Source organism: Ruegeria sp. K5 (assembly GCF_056531805.1).
In genome coordinates this window covers 100,656-114,704 of record NZ_JBQFML010000006.1, presented here as the reverse complement: position 1 = coordinate 114,704, position 14,049 = coordinate 100,656, and the positions used below count along the sequence as shown (strand labels likewise).

Here is a 14,049-nt window from a genome sequence, read left to right as displayed (position 1 = left end):
GGACGGCCCTTTTTTCACTGTCTCTTTTCAGAGGATCAGGCAGCCAGAGCGGCCTGTGCTTTGGCAACGATCGCGCCGAACGCTTCCGGTTCGTGCACGGCCAGGTCGGCCAGAACTTTGCGGTCCACTTCGATACCGGCCAGGTTCAGGCCGTTGATGAAGCGGGAATAGGTCAGAGCCTCGTCATGCGAACGCACAGCAGCGTTGATACGCTGGATCCACAGCGCGCGGAAGTTGCGCTTGCGGTTCTTGCGGTCGCGGGTTGCGTACTGGTTGGCCTTGTCGACGGCCTGACGGGCAACCTTGAAGGTGCTCTTGCGGCGGCCATAGTAACCTTTGGCGGCCTTGATGACCTTCTTGTGACGGGCGTGAGTTACGGTTCCACCTTTAACGCGGGACATCTCTTAATCTCCTCTTAGCGGTCGTAGGGCATGTAGCCCTTGACGATCTTGGCGTCGGGGGCGGACAGGGTGGTGTTGCCACGGGCGTCGCGGATGAATTTCTTGGTCCGCTTGATCATGCCGTGCCGTTTGCCGGCCTGGCCAGCAAGGACCTTACCGGTCGCAGTCACCTTGAAGCGCTTTTTGGCGCTCGATTTGGTCTTCATCTTAGGCATTTCCGTCTCCTTTTTCGGGTTCGGTTTCAGACGCGACTCGGCATGCCATCTCGGCCGGTCACGCGATCAGAAGCGCCGTTTACGCAAGTTCGGTCATACTGGCAAGGGGGTTCGGCCCAGAATCTGCGATTTTCGCAGGCTGGCGACGTACCGGGGCGACAAAGGCCGCCCCGGTCTTTGGGTCAGTGTTCGAATTTGCGGATCTCGCCGCTTTTCAAACGTTCCGCGTAGGACGCCAGTTCCTGACGCACCACTTTCATCAGGAAGTACAGCGCAAAGACGTTCACAACCGCCATGGCAAAGATCGCCGCATCCGAGAAGTCGATGACCGGGCCAAGATTGGCCGCCGCACCGATCACCACGAAGATGCAGAAGATGATCTTGAACACCAGTTCCTTGGTGTGGCCTTCGCCGAACAGATAGGTCCAGGCCTTGAGGCCGTAATAGGACCAGCTGATCATGGTCGAGAAGGCAAACAGCACCACAGCAATCGCCAGGATGAACGGGAACCAGCTGAACGCGCTGCCGAAGGCCGCCGAAGTCAGGCTGACGCCCGAGTTGCCGTCGACGGTTGCGATGGCATTGCCTGCCTCGTTCAGCATGTAGTTTCCGGTTGCCGGATCAACGATCAGCTGCTGGGTGATGATGATCACCAGCGCCGTCATGGTACAGATCACAACGGTATCGATGAAAGGCTCAAGCAGCGACACGAAGCCTTCGGTGATCGGTTCCTTGGTCCGCACAGCCGAGTGTGCAATCGCAGCCGAACCAACGCCCGCTTCGTTCGAGAACGCCGCACGGCGGAAGCCCTGAATCAGCGCGCCAACCATGCCGCCGGCAACACCGAGGCCGGTAAAGGCGCCAGCAAAGATCTGGCCAAAGGCCCAGCCGATCTGATCCGCGTGCATGATGATGATGACCAGTGCGGCCAGCACATACATGACACCCATGAAGGGAACGACCTTTTCGGTCACGCGCGCGATGGATTTCAGGCCGCCCACGATCACCGCAAAAACGATGGCCGCAAAGACCAAACCGGTGATCCAGCCCGGATAGTCCCCGACGATGCCTGCAATCTGCTGATGCGCCTGATTGGCCTGGAACATGTTGCCCCCGCCCAGCGCGCCAAGGATACAGAAGATCGAGAACAGAACCGCCAGAATCTTACCACCCGGCAGGCCCAGTTCGGCAAAGCCCTTGGACATATAGTACATCGGGCCACCCGAAACGGTGCCGTCTTCGTATTCGTTGCGGTATTTTACACCCAGCGTACATTCGGTGAATTTCGACGCCATGCCCAAAAGGCCCGCGACGATCATCCAGAAGGTCGCGCCCGGTCCGCCGATCCCAATGGCAACGGCCACACCGGCGATGTTGCCCAGACCGACCGTACCCGACAGGGCTGTGGCCAGAGCCTGAAAGTGGCTGACCTCACCCGCATCGTTTGGGTCGGAATAGTCGCCTTTGACCAGGCTGATAGAGTGTCCGAAGAACCGAAACTGAACAAAAGCAAAATAAAGCGTGAACACGGTCGCCGCGACCACCAGCCAGCCGACGATCCACGGGAACCCGGTTCCCGGGAACGGCGCGAAGATAAAGCTGACAAACGGCCCGGTCGCATCGGCGAAGGCCTGATTGATCTTGTCGTCCAGGCCCGGAGCCTCTTGGGCCGTTGCCGCACCTGCCACCAGCATTGATACGACAAGAAGACTGAGATATTTGAAGGTTTTCATTTTCTACCCCCTTAGTTCACAACGGTGACTGGCACGTCGGCATGCATCACCAGATTCTGCGTGGCGCTGCCAAACAGCCGCTTCTTGATGCCGTCAGCCGAAGCGCGGCCAACCACAATCTGCGATCCGCCGTTTTCGACAGTGATCTTGTTCAGCGTCTCGGCCACGTCTCCGTGCCGCACGACGCCATGCGCCTGGAATCCGGCCGCATTCAACGCGTCCACAGCAGGGGTCACGATGCGGGTTGTTGCCAGCTCGACCTCTTCTTCGCGCCGTTTGTGGCGTTGTGCGTTTTCTTCAGGGGTTTGGAATGTGTACGGGGACCATTCGATCACATAAGCGACCAAAAGCTCGCACGTATTCAGCCGTTCCGCCAGGTCTTTGGCGAAGGCCAATGCGCGCTCTCCGGTTTCTGTCCCGTCCAGTCCTATGACAATTTTCGCTGTCATCTCGTTCCTCCGTTTTCGTTGTTATCCGGGGCCCGTGCCCCCGGCAGAGCAGCCGGAACTTGGAACTTGTGAATTTGACTGCCCTTAGGGTCTTTATCCGAAATTTCCATCAGAAAATGAATTCTATTCTGCAAAATTCGCCCCAAGCGGTCAAATTTCGCTTAAAAATCAGCGATTTTCGCGTGGTGAAACAAGCCCGCCCGGCATGATGCGGGGCGGGTTGAGGGGCTGATTTGTATCGGGCTTATTCGGGATCGGTGCTGTAGATCAGCCGTTCGTCACATGGTGCAACCCGCAGAATGTTTGTCGTTCCGGGGACGTTAAAGGGCACACCGGCGGTTACGACGATCTGGTCGCTTTCCGTTGCAAACCCGCCGGCCCGTGCGGCGCGTGCGGCGTTGACCACGGCCCCCTTGAACCGTTGCAACTCGGGCGTCATCACGCAGTTGCAGCCCCAGCTCAGGCACAGCCTGCGCGCCGTGCCCATTTGGGATGTCATGGCAATGATCGGCACACCGGGTCGCTCGCGCGCGGTCAATGAGGCTGTGGTGCCACTTTGGGTAAAGCAGCAGATCGCCTTGATGTCCGTTTTCTCGGCGATTTCGCGGGCAGCTGCGACAATGCCATCCGCAACGGTCGTGCCCTTGGCCGTGCGCGAGGCGGCAATGATCTGCACATAGGTCGGGTCGGCCTCGACCTCGATGGCGACCTTGTTCATGGTCTGAACCGCTTCGATCGGATACGAGCCTGCGGCGGATTCCGCGCTCAGCATGATTGCGTCCGTCCCCTCATAGATCGCGGTCGCCACATCCGAAACCTCGGCGCGGGTGGGCATCGGGCTTTCGATCATGCTTTCCAGCATCTGAGTGGCGACGATGACCGGCTTGGCAGCGCCGCGGCACTTGCGCACCAGACGTTTCTGGATCGGAGGCACCGCCGAGACCGGCAGTTCCACGCCCAGATCGCCACGCGCGACCATGATCCCGTCCGAGGCATCCAGAATATCGTCAAAGGCCTGCACGGCGGCGGGCTTTTCGATCTTCGACAGGATCGCGGCGCGGCCATCCGCCAGCGCGCGCGCCTCGAACACATCCTTGGCGCGCTGAACAAAGCTCAGCGCCAGCCAATCGACGCCCAGCTGGCAGACAAATTCCAGATCGTCGCGATCCTTGGCCGACAAAGCGGCCAGCGGCAACACAACGTCAGGCACGTTCACACCTTTGCGGTTCGAGATGGTGCCACCAATCTCAACCGTGCAATTGGCATAGTCCTGCCCACAATCATTGACGATCAGGCGAATCTTTCCGTCATTGACCAGCAGCCGCGCACCGGGTTCGAGGGCGGCAAAAATCTCGGGGTGCGGCAGGCAGACACGGGCCGCATCCCCGGCCTGTGGGTCAAGGTCCAGTCGGAACGCGGCACCCTCTTCCAGTTCCTCAGCGTCGTTGGCAAATACGCCGACGCGCAGTTTGGGGCCCTGCAAGTCGGCCAGAATCGCAATCGGGCTGTCCAGATCCTTTTCCACCTGACGGATAATGCGATGCCGTTCGCGGATCTCGTCATGGCTGCCGTGGCTCATGTTCAGGCGAAACACATCCGCCCCGGCCTCGTGCAGGGCACGAATGGTATCATAGTCGTTGGACGCCGGTCCCAGCGTCGCCACAATTTTCACATTTCTAAGGCGTCGCATTGGTCTTGCTCTCCTCAATCCCACGGTGTTAGGGCAATGTTACCGCAAACATTGCCTTGGCTGCTTATTGCGCAATTCCCTTTCCGAAGCAACTGCCATACACCTGCGGCAAACTTGATGACAGGCTTATGACGTACACTCCGTTCTTTATCCACGGCGAGGATCGCCCGTCCCGCTGGCTGATCACCTGCGACCACGCAACCAATACCGTTCCGCCCGATGTGGGTGACGGCGACCTCGGCCTGCCGCGTGAAGATATGGAGCGTCACATCGCCTATGATGTCGGTGCCTATGAGGTATCGAAACATCTGGGCGAAATCCTGAATGCGCCGGTGATCGCCGCCAATTTCTCGCGCCTGGTGATCGACCCGAACCGGGGTGAGGATGACCCGACCCTGCTGATGAAGCTGTACGACGGCTCGATCATACCGGGCAACCGCCACGCCGATGCGGCCGAGCGCGAGCGTCGCCTGAACATGTGCTACCGCCCGTATCATGAGGCACTTGGGCGGTTGGCCGCCCTGCCCCATGCGGTTGTCGTGTCGATGCATTCCTTCACCCGCCAACTGCGTGGCCGCGACCCACGGCCCTGGCACATTGGCGTGCTGCACACCCCGGACAAGCGATTCGCGGGCCCGTTGATCGACCGGTTAAGGGCCGAGGACGACCTGTGCGTCGGCGTGAACGAGCCCTATACCGGGGTCCTGCCCGGTGACGCGATTGACAAGCATTGCACAACACATGGCCGCCCCAACGCCCTGATCGAGCTGCGCAATGATCTGATCGCAGATCACGTCGGGCAACGGGAATGGGCCGAGCGGCTGGCAGTTGTCCTGACGGATGCGCTGGAGGAAAGCGACCTTTAGCCTCAGATCCTCAACGGGTATTCCACTCCTGATCCTGGCTCCCCATATAATGAAGGAAAGGAGGCAGGTATGACTCAAGAGTTCCTGACAAGCTTCTTTGGCTGGATGGCGGTGCTGAATATCGCCATTCTGTTGTTCACCACCGTGATGATCGTCCTGATGCAGGACTGGATCGCCGGTATTCACGGTCGAATGTTCCAGATGGACCGCGCGGATGTGAAACAGGCGTATTTCCGGTATCTCGCCAATTACAAGATCCTCACCCTGATCTTCTGCATCATCCCGTGGCTGGCCCTGAAACTGGTCTGACATCCTGTTTATTGAAACATCCCCACCGGACCGCTAGGTCAGGTGTGACACGCACCAGAACCACCCGGAGCCAGACTTATGGACAAGCAAACCGAAATCGAACTTCAGGCCGCCGCCTTCCGCCGGTTGCAGCAGCACCTGATGGAAGACCGCAGGGACGTACAAAACATCGACATGATGAACCTGGCCGGGTTCTGCCGAAATTGCCTGTCGCGCTGGTATCAGGAAGCGGCCAATGAAAAGGGCATCGAAATGGGCAAGGACGAGGCGCGCGAAATTTTCTACGGCATGACCATGGATGAGTGGAAAGCCAACTATCAGACCGAGGCCAGCCCCGAGAAACAGGCCGCCTTCAAGGTCGCCTTCGAGGAAAACGTCACCAAGAAAGGCTGACGCCCCCAAAACGAATAAGGCCCGCCGGATTGGCGGGCCTTTTCTTTAGATCGCCGCTTTACGGCTTTCGTCCAGATAAATCTCGCGCAGACGCTTTGCGACCGGGCCGGGCGTCCCGTCGCCCAGCGTCACGCCGTCAATCTCGATCACCGGCATGACAAAGGCGCTGGCCGAGGTGGTAAAGGCTTCGTCCGCCTCTTTGGCCTCGTCGATGGTGAACAGACGCTCTTCGATTTCCATCTGCGCCTCAGCCGCCATGCGCAGCACTGCCTTGCGGGTGATGCCGTGCAGAATGTCGTTGGACAGCGGGCGGGTAACGATCTTGCCGTTCTTGACGAAAAAGGCGTTGTTGCTGGTGCCTTCGGTCACATAGCCATCCTCGATCAGCCAGGCATCGTCGCAGCCCGCTTTCTTGGCCATCATCTTGCCCATCGACGGGTAGAGCAGCTGCACGGTCTTGATGTCGCGGCGGCCCCAACGCAGGTCATCAATCGAGATGATCTTGGCACCTTTCTTGGCCGCCGGGCTATCCGCCAGACCCGGCTTGTTCTGCGTGAACAGAACGAGGCTGGGCTTGGTATCCACCGACGGGAACACAAAATCACGGTCGCCATCCGATCCACGGCTGACCTGCAGATACACCAGACCTTCCTCGATGCCGTTCAATTCCACCAGCTTGCGGTGAATTTCCAGCAGCTCTTCCTTGGAGCACGGCTCGGCCATCTCCAGCTCATCCAAGGACCGCTTGAGGCGCACGGCGTGGCCTTCGAAATCGATCAGCTTGCCGTCCAGAATGCTGGTCACTTCGTAAACGGCGTCCGCAAACAGATAACCACGGTCAAAGATCGAAACCTTGGCTTCGGTCTCGGGCAGGTATTCGCCATTCACATAAACGGTGCGAGTCATGTATCTCTCCTTAGCCCCAAAGTGCCGCCATGGGCGGGTGCACTCCGGCATCATCAAATGTCAGCGGTGTCGCGCGGTCTTCGGCCAACAACAGCGGGCCGTCAAGGTCCGTTACCATCGCGCCCTGCGCCAGCAATGTCGCAGGGGCCATCGCCAGTGAACTGCCGACCATGCAGCCGACCATCACGCGATAGCCCTCGGCCAGCGCCTGTTCCCGCAGGGCCAGCGCCTCGGTCAGACCACCGGTCTTGTCCAGCTTGATGTTGACCACATCATACTTGCCCTTCAGCTTGGGCAGGCTGGTCCGGTCATGGCAGGATTCATCGGCACAGACAGGCACCGGACGCTCCATCCCGATCAGCGCGTCATCCTGTCCGGCGGGCAGAGGCTGCTCGACCAGCGCCACACCCAGACGCACCAGATGCGGCGCCAGATCGGCGTAAACCTCAGCCGACCAGCCTTCGTTCGCATCCACGATGATCTTGGCATCCGGCGCACCCGCGCGCACGGCTTCCAGCCGAGGCATGTCGTCCGGGGTGCCCAGCTTGATCTTCAGCAACGGGCGATGCGCATTCTCGGCCGCCTGCTTCTGCATCGCCTCAGGCGTATCCAGCGACAGGGTATAGGCCGTGATCTCAGGCCCCGGCACCGGCAATCCGGCCAGATCCCAGGCGCGCTTGCCCGCCCGCTTGGCCTCAAGATCCCACAGCGCACAATCCACCGCGTTCCGCGCCGCACCGGCTGGCAGCAGATCCATCAGCGCCTGACGCGTGAACTCCGCAGGCAACCCGGCAATCTCGGCCTCAACGGACTCAAGCGTCTCATCATACCGCGCATAGGGCACACATTCGCCCCAGCCTTCATGCGCCCCATCCGACAGCCGTACCGTCAGCACCTTTGCCTCGGTCCGCGACCCGCGCGAGATGGTGAACACCTGCGCCAGCCGGAAAACATCACGAGAGACGTCAATCTGCACGCGCACGCTCCTTCTTCTCGTTCAAAATACGGCCGCCGGAGGCGGATCAACACCCGCCTCCGGCGCGCCGTTCAGATCACAGCGCGGCCAGCGCGTCTACCAGTTTACCGGCACCAAAACGGTACGGGTCGGTGGCGGGCAGGCCCATTTCGGCCTCGACCTTGGCGATATAGGCCTTCGCCTCATCCTCGCTCAGGTGCTGGGTGTTGATCGACACGCCGACCACCTGACAGTCCGGGTTTGCAACCCGTGCCAGCGGCAATGCGGTGTCGCGCAGCTGCGGCAGCGTCGGCACAGAATACTCGGGCAGACCACGCATATGCGTCCGGGTGGGTTCATGGCACAGGATCAGGGCATCCGGCTGGCCGCCGTGGATCAGGGCCATGGTGACGCCGGAATACGAGACATGGAACAACGAGCCCTGCCCTTCGATGTGATCCCAGTGATCCTCATCATTCTCAGGCGTCAGGTATTCCACCGAGCCTGCCATGAAGTCTGCAACGACGGCGTCCAGAGGCACGCCCTGACCGGTGATCAGAATACCGGTCTGACCAGTGGCGCGGAATGTCGACTTCATGCCACGGTTGCGCATTTCGGCGTCCATGGACATGGCGGTATACATCTTACCGGCAGAACAGTCGGTTCCAACGGCAAGGCAGCGCTTGCCGCTGCGCTTTTTGCCGTTTGCGATCGGGTAGCCGACGGTCGGTACGCGAACGTCGTGCAATGTGCAGCCATGAGTCTGCGCCGCTGCAACCAGATCACCCTCGTCCCGCAGCAGGTTGTGCAGGCCCGACGCCAGATCATAGCCCATTTCCAGCGCAGCGATCAGAACCTCTTTCCAGGCCTGGCTGATCACGCCGCCACGGTTCGCAACACCAATAACCAGGGTCTTGGCACCGGCGGCCTTGCCTTCTTCAAGCGTCATGTCGGTCATGCCCAGGTCGGCCTTGCAGCCGTCCATCCGCAATTGGCCAACGGCGTTCTCGGGACGCCAGTCCCGGATTCCGATTGCAACTTTGGCGGCCAGTTGGTCGGGCGCATCGCCCAAAAACAGCAGGTACGGTGTCTCGATCATTGCGGTCACTCCTTTGATTCCGACGCAAAGTAGACAAGCGCCAATACGAGCGCTTCGCGTTTTCACCGCCTAACCCCACACAGCACGCGAGGTTTTTGCGCCGTGTTCTCTGACTGCGCAAAAATATTCGAAGTTTTCAAACTGATTAAACTTTAATCACCCTTACTTCGCAGTCGAAACTGCGATTTCTGCACGCGCATTGCCGCAGGCGCACAATCCCGCTTGCGCTGATCTACGTAATTTAATACCTCAATCGAGAGAAAAATCGCAATTTCCTTACCCACAAGAGGCCCCGATGAGTTTCCGCATTCAACCCGCCGCCCCGGCCCGCCCCAATCGCTGCCAATTGTTCGGCCCCGGATCGAACACCAAGCTGTTCCCCAAGATGGCAGCATCGGCCGCAGACGTGATCAATCTGGACCTCGAGGACTCGGTTGCCCCATCTGACAAGGACGCCGCCCGCGCAAATGTCATCGAAGCGTTGAACACCATCGACTGGGGTGGTAAGTATATGTCGGTGCGGATCAACGGGCTGGACACACCCTATTGGTACCGCGATGTCGTTGACGTTCTGGAACAGGCGGGCGACCGGCTGGACCAGATCATGATCCCCAAGGTCGGTTGCGCGGCAGATGTCTACGCCGTGGACGCGCTGGTTACTGCTATCGAGCGCGCCAAGGGCCGGACCAAGCCGATCTCGTTCGAAGTGATTATCGAATCCGCTGCAGGTATCGCCCATGTCGAAGAAATCGCCGCGTCCTCGCCCCGTATGCAAGCCATGAGCCTTGGTGCTGCGGATTTTGCAGCCTCGATGGGGATGCAGACCACTGGCATCGGCGGAACGCAGGAAAACTATTACATGCTGCGCGAGGGTGAAAAGCACTGGTCCGATCCGTGGCACTGGGCGCAGGCCGCCATTGTCGCCGCCTGCCGCACGCACGGCGTTCTGCCGGTAGACGGGCCGTTCGGCGATTTCTCGGATGACGAAGGCTATATCGCGCAGGCCAAACGCTCGGCCACGCTGGGCATGGTTGGCAAATGGGCGATCCACCCCAAACAGATCGCTTTGGCCAATCAGGTCTTCACCCCGTCGGATGAGGCTGTTTCGGAAGCGCGCGAGATTCTGGCCGCGATGGAACAGGCCAAGGCCAATGGCGAAGGGGCCACAGTTTACAAAGGCCGTCTTGTCGACATCGCTTCAATCAAACAGGCCGAAGTCATCGTGGCACAGGCCGAGCTGATCGCGGCCAACGGCTGACCAGACTGAAAAAGGCGCCAGATCTGGCGCCTTTTTTTACCGGCCAAACACGTTGTTTGGCGTCCAGGTGAACCGATCACCCTGCTTGCCCCACTTCATCATCAGGCAGGATGTGCCGTATTTCTGGAAATACTTGATCTTCAGCGGATACCACCCGGCTTGTGGGACCTCGACCGCTGTTCTTTGGTTGGCCTCACAGCCCTGACGCCCGTTGACGTAACCGATCTGTTGCCCGCCAACCCAGGCGTCGATGCCGTCATTCGACCAGGTTTCCAGTTCATACACACCCGGTGAGTCGAACCGGATGTAGCCCGATACTTCAGCCGCCACGTTATAGGCTTCGTTGAACGTCAGAACCGGATCGCCTTCGGAGGTATCGCGATAGTCCAATCCCCGCAAAGGTTGACCGGGCTTTGCCTTCTTCAGCAAAAAGTCCACTTTGGACAGGTTCTGGATTTTGCGCGGCGGGTTCCCCTCCCACGCGTATTTGACGTCCAGCCCTGCCTTTGGACTGGGCTGAGGGCTTGCAGGCTGCAGTTTCAGCGGCGCCGCCAGAGCAGCCCCGGCGATCAAAACGGCGGCTGCCGCAATCGCACCTGTACGAAAGAGTTTCATCATCATCTCCCTGTGTGCGCCGCGTTTGTTTGGTATTTTGGTCTACGGCATCATTAACGTCACACTAGGATGTGAATTTTTACCCTGCAAGAGCGTGAATCTTCACAATGTGGCCGCTCAGGCCCGCAAATCCTTGGGCGACCCCATAACCACATAGGACGTGATCGAGGTGACATGGGGCAGCGTTCCCAGCACATCGGTATGGAAGGTCTTATAGGATGGAAGGTCGGCGCATTCGACGCGCAGCAGGTATTCGATCGTGCCGGTGATGTTGTGGCATTCGACCACTTCGGGCGCGCGCTGCAAGGCCCGTTCAAACCCTTCCTGCGCGGCCTTGGTATGTTCGCCCAGCCCAACGCCGATATAGGCCACAAACCCCTTGCCCAGCGCGACGGGGTCCAAAACGGCGCGGTAACCGGTGATCACTCCTGCCCTTTCCAATTCCTGCACCCGGCGCAGACAGGCAGAGGGGGACAGGCCCACGCGATCCGCCAGTTCCAGATTGCTGATCCGCCCATCTGCGGTCAGCTCACGCAATATATCGCGGTTTATCTGATCCATCTTCGTCATTAATTGTGAAAATAAACAAGAAGCGCACCAAAACGCAATTTCATTTGCCACTTTTGGCGCAAATATTCGGGCCATGACTTACGACATCCTTCTGGCCCTGATTGTGTTTGCCTTCGTGTCCTCGATCACTCCGGGGCCGAATAACCTGATGCTGATGGCGTCAGGGGCCAATTTCGGCTTTCGCCGCTCGATCCCGCATATGTTGGGAATCGGGCTTGGCTTTACCTTCATGGTCCTGCTTGTCGGCGCGGGGCTGGTGCAGGTGTTCAACCAATACCCGGCCAGCTACACGGTGCTGAAAGTCGCCTCGGTGGCGTATCTGCTGTATCTGGCCTGGAAAATCGCACACGCCGCGCCCGCCGGTGGAAAGGCCGAAGTGGGCACTCCAATGACGTTCCTGCAGGCCGCCGCGTTTCAGTGGGTCAACCCGAAAGCCTGGGCCATGGCACTGACCGCGACCACAGCCTATGCGCCGGATCAGACACTGAACGTGATCGTTGTCGTCGCGCTGGTGTTCGGCGCGGTCAATTTACCGTCGGTCAGCACCTGGACCCTGCTGGGCCAGCAAATGGCGCGGTTCCTGACGAATCCGCGCCGGTTGCTGGTTTTCAATTGGACCATGGCAGCACTGCTGGTCGCCTCGCTGTATCCGGTCCTGTGGCCAAGCTGATCACTTTAAGGGAAGACAGATCTCGGTCAGCAACTCTTCGGGCGGGGTTTCGCGCGGATCGTTGAGGTAGATTTCATAGCATGGCTGATCCGCAGGCTCTTCGCCGGATTCGGGCAACCAGTTGCCGAACAGGCTGTGATAGGCGGCCTCGATACCTGAATAGGGGCCTTTGTAGGTTAGCACCGCAGTCTTCCCGCCAGCGATTTGCATGTCCTCCATGCCTTGGGGCGTCTCATCGCCCCGGAATTCAGCCCCGGCATAGCTGCGCAACTGATCCTCGGGCACGTCCTCGGGGCTGTCGAGATACAGCGCCAGAACCGGGCCGATCTGCGGCCAGAGCTGGCGGGATTCGCACAAGGCACCAAAGGCCTCGAAACTCTTGCCGATTTCGGAATAGGCCCCCTTGTGGGGCAGCGCGATCACACGGCGGGCGGGTTCGGTACGGGTTGTCACGGGATGCATCGGGTATCCTCCGGTTCTAAAGTTGGGATGAGCCGGCAGAAACTGCCCCGCCTTGCGAAAGGCACCGGGGCTGCTGCCATAGGCCTCGGTAAAGGCCCGCGCAAATGAGCTTGGGTTGGGATAGCCAACGGTTGCCGCGACCTGGGCCACCGGTGTGTCGGTTCGCACCAACAGCGTCGCCGCGCGGTGCAGCCGCAGGCGGCGTACAGCCTGCGCGCAGGTCTCGCCGGTCAGGGCGCGAAACACGCGGTGCCAGTGAAACCGGGACATGGCGGCGACATCGGCCAGCGCGTCCAGTGACAGATCCCCGGCAGGGTTGTCGTGGATATAGCTCAGCACGCGCAGAACCCGGTCTTCGTAGCTGGTTGCCATCGGCATCCTTCCTTCTCATTGCTTTCCTCAGCTTGCATATTCACGGCCCACAAATCTTGCTGAGTTGCATCCGGGGCGACGTCAGGTCATATAGCAGGGAACTTCCGCGTTGAGAGGCGTCATGACCCAGTATCTGGATTTCGAAAAACCACTGGCCGAGATCGAAGGCAAAGCTGAAGAGCTGCGCGCATTGGCCCGTGCCAATGAAGAAATGGACGTGAGCGAAGAAGCCGCCGCGCTGGACGCCAAGGCCGCCAAGCTGCTGGATGAACTGTATGCCGATCTGACCCCGTGGCGGAAATGTCAGGTGGCGCGCCACCCCGAACGGCCCCATTGCCAGGACTATGTCAAAGAGCTGTTCACCGAATTCACGCCGCTGGCGGGCGACCGGAACTTTGCCGACGATCTGGCGGTGATCGGCGGGCTGGCCCGGTTCAACGACCAGCCGGTGATGGTGATCGGCCATGAAAAGGGCAGCGACACCAAATCGCGGATCGAACGGAATTTCGGCATGGCCCGGCCCGAAGGCTATCGCAAGGCCGTGCGCCTGATGGAGATGGCCGGACGGTTTGGTCTGCCAGTGATCACCCTGATCGACACGGCGGGCGCCTATCCCGGCAAAGGCGCCGAGGAACGCGGCCAGTCCGAGGCCATCGCGCGTTCGACCGAAATGTGTCTGAAAATCGGTGTGCCGCTAGTATCGGTCATTATCGGCGAAGGTGGGTCCGGCGGGGCTGTGGCCTTTGCGACCGCCAACCGTGTCGCGATGCTGGAACATTCGGTCTATTCGGTGATCTCACCCGAAGGCTGCGCCTCGATCCTGTGGAAAGACGCCGAGAAGATGCGCGAAGCCGCCGAGGCGCTGCGCCTGACAGCGCAGGACCTGCACAAGCTGGGTGTCTGCGACCGGATCATCCCCGAGCCCAAAGGCGGGGCCCATCGCGGTCGCCCCGAGGCGGTTGAATCGGTGCGCGAAGCCATCGCCGCCATGCTGAAAGAGCTGGGCGGCAAAGATGCAGCGGCCCTGATCAAGGACCGCCGTCAGAAATTCCTGGATATCGGGTCGAAAGGGCTGGCGGCGTAAAC

The 14,049-nt window shown here is 60.0% G+C and carries 17 protein-coding genes; 6 read left to right on the top strand and 11 right to left on the bottom strand.

Annotated features, from left to right (window positions below; all coding sequences use genetic code 11):
* Nucleotides 1-35: 35 nt before the first annotated feature.
* From rplT to pyk, 5 genes are all read right to left on the bottom strand, one after another.
* On the bottom strand, nucleotides 36-401 hold the full coding sequence (gene rplT / locus ACR0MO_RS16110; RefSeq protein WP_008756009.1) for a 50S ribosomal protein L20: 366 nt from the start codon (nucleotides 399-401) through the stop codon (nucleotides 36-38).
* A gap of 14 nt (nucleotides 402-415) precedes the next feature.
* Nucleotides 416-616, bottom strand: a complete 201-nt coding sequence (gene rpmI / locus ACR0MO_RS16105; RefSeq protein WP_010443552.1) for a 50S ribosomal protein L35 — start codon at nucleotides 614-616, stop codon at nucleotides 416-418.
* A gap of 182 nt (nucleotides 617-798) precedes the next feature.
* Nucleotides 799-2,349: an alanine/glycine:cation symporter family protein gene (locus ACR0MO_RS16100; RefSeq protein WP_170520119.1), complete on the bottom strand. Its 1,551-nt coding sequence runs from the start codon at nucleotides 2,347-2,349 to the stop codon at nucleotides 799-801.
* An 11-nt stretch (nucleotides 2,350-2,360) separates the two neighbouring features.
* Nucleotides 2,361-2,798 carry a universal stress protein gene (locus ACR0MO_RS16095; protein ID WP_170454796.1) on the bottom strand — a complete coding sequence of 146 codons (438 nt, stop codon included), beginning with the start codon at nucleotides 2,796-2,798 and terminating at the stop codon, nucleotides 2,361-2,363.
* A 244-nt stretch (nucleotides 2,799-3,042) separates the two neighbouring features.
* Nucleotides 3,043-4,488, bottom strand: coding sequence for a pyruvate kinase (gene pyk, locus ACR0MO_RS16090; protein ID WP_170520116.1), 1,446 nt, complete (start codon nucleotides 4,486-4,488; stop codon nucleotides 3,043-3,045).
* Nucleotides 4,489-4,616: 128 nt separating this feature from the next.
* On the opposite strand from pyk, the gene ACR0MO_RS16085 reads away from it, so the two are divergent.
* The 3 genes from ACR0MO_RS16085 (at nucleotide 4,617) to ACR0MO_RS16075 (ending at nucleotide 6,056) form a co-directional block, all read left to right on the top strand.
* Nucleotides 4,617-5,354 (top strand): N-formylglutamate amidohydrolase, encoded by a 738-nt coding sequence (locus tag ACR0MO_RS16085; RefSeq protein ID WP_170624315.1) that lies wholly within the window; start codon nucleotides 4,617-4,619, stop codon nucleotides 5,352-5,354.
* A 69-nt stretch (nucleotides 5,355-5,423) separates the two neighbouring features.
* Nucleotides 5,424-5,663, top strand: a complete 240-nt coding sequence (locus ACR0MO_RS16080) for a DUF6868 family protein (protein ID WP_170454802.1) — start codon at nucleotides 5,424-5,426, stop codon at nucleotides 5,661-5,663.
* Nucleotides 5,664-5,741: 78 nt separating this feature from the next.
* The gene (locus ACR0MO_RS16075; protein WP_480892260.1) at nucleotides 5,742-6,056 is read left to right on the top strand and encodes a DUF1244 domain-containing protein; all 315 of its coding nucleotides are present in this window, start codon (nucleotides 5,742-5,744) and stop codon (nucleotides 6,054-6,056) included.
* 45 nt (nucleotides 6,057-6,101) lie between these two features.
* On the opposite strand, the gene ACR0MO_RS16070 is transcribed toward ACR0MO_RS16075, so the two are convergent.
* From ACR0MO_RS16070 to dgcN, 3 genes are all read right to left on the bottom strand, one after another.
* Complete coding sequence (locus tag ACR0MO_RS16070; RefSeq protein WP_170624317.1) at nucleotides 6,102-6,962, bottom strand: D-amino-acid transaminase; 861 nt, start codon at nucleotides 6,960-6,962, stop codon at nucleotides 6,102-6,104.
* A gap of 10 nt (nucleotides 6,963-6,972) precedes the next feature.
* Nucleotides 6,973-7,938, bottom strand: coding sequence for an N-acetyl-D-Glu racemase DgcA (gene dgcA / locus ACR0MO_RS16065; protein ID WP_170454808.1), 966 nt, complete (start codon nucleotides 7,936-7,938; stop codon nucleotides 6,973-6,975).
* Between the two features lie 76 nt (nucleotides 7,939-8,014).
* Entirely contained in the window at nucleotides 8,015-9,016 is a 1,002-nt protein-coding gene (gene dgcN / locus ACR0MO_RS16060) for an N-acetyltransferase DgcN (RefSeq protein WP_170454810.1), read from the bottom strand.
* A gap of 295 nt (nucleotides 9,017-9,311) precedes the next feature.
* On the opposite strand from dgcN, the gene ACR0MO_RS16055 reads away from it, so the two are divergent.
* Complete coding sequence (locus ACR0MO_RS16055) at nucleotides 9,312-10,274, top strand: L-malyl-CoA/beta-methylmalyl-CoA lyase (RefSeq protein ID WP_170454812.1); 963 nt, start codon at nucleotides 9,312-9,314, stop codon at nucleotides 10,272-10,274.
* 36 nt (nucleotides 10,275-10,310) lie between these two features.
* Here ACR0MO_RS16055 and ACR0MO_RS16050 read toward each other — a convergent pair whose 3' ends face one another.
* Together ACR0MO_RS16050 and ACR0MO_RS16045 are read right to left on the bottom strand one after the other, a co-directional pair.
* On the bottom strand, nucleotides 10,311-10,889 hold the full coding sequence (locus ACR0MO_RS16050; RefSeq protein ID WP_170454814.1) for a PA14 domain-containing protein: 579 nt from the start codon (nucleotides 10,887-10,889) through the stop codon (nucleotides 10,311-10,313).
* 117 nt (nucleotides 10,890-11,006) lie between these two features.
* Nucleotides 11,007-11,459, bottom strand: coding sequence for an Lrp/AsnC family transcriptional regulator (locus ACR0MO_RS16045; RefSeq protein WP_170454816.1), 453 nt, complete (start codon nucleotides 11,457-11,459; stop codon nucleotides 11,007-11,009).
* A gap of 73 nt (nucleotides 11,460-11,532) precedes the next feature.
* Between ACR0MO_RS16045 and ACR0MO_RS16040 the strand changes: the two genes are divergently transcribed.
* The gene (locus ACR0MO_RS16040; protein WP_170454818.1) at nucleotides 11,533-12,129 is read left to right on the top strand and encodes a LysE family translocator; all 597 of its coding nucleotides are present in this window, start codon (nucleotides 11,533-11,535) and stop codon (nucleotides 12,127-12,129) included.
* On the opposite strand, the gene ACR0MO_RS16035 is transcribed toward ACR0MO_RS16040, so the two are convergent.
* Nucleotides 12,130-12,963: an AraC family transcriptional regulator gene (locus tag ACR0MO_RS16035; RefSeq protein ID WP_170454820.1), complete on the bottom strand. Its 834-nt coding sequence runs from the start codon at nucleotides 12,961-12,963 to the stop codon at nucleotides 12,130-12,132. It lies immediately after the preceding gene.
* Between the two features lie 121 nt (nucleotides 12,964-13,084).
* Between ACR0MO_RS16035 and ACR0MO_RS16030 the strand changes: the two genes are divergently transcribed.
* A complete protein-coding gene (locus tag ACR0MO_RS16030) occupies nucleotides 13,085-14,047 on the top strand; it encodes an acetyl-CoA carboxylase carboxyltransferase subunit alpha (RefSeq protein WP_480892253.1) in 963 nt (320 codons plus the stop codon).
* Nucleotides 14,048-14,049: the final 2 nt, after the last annotated feature.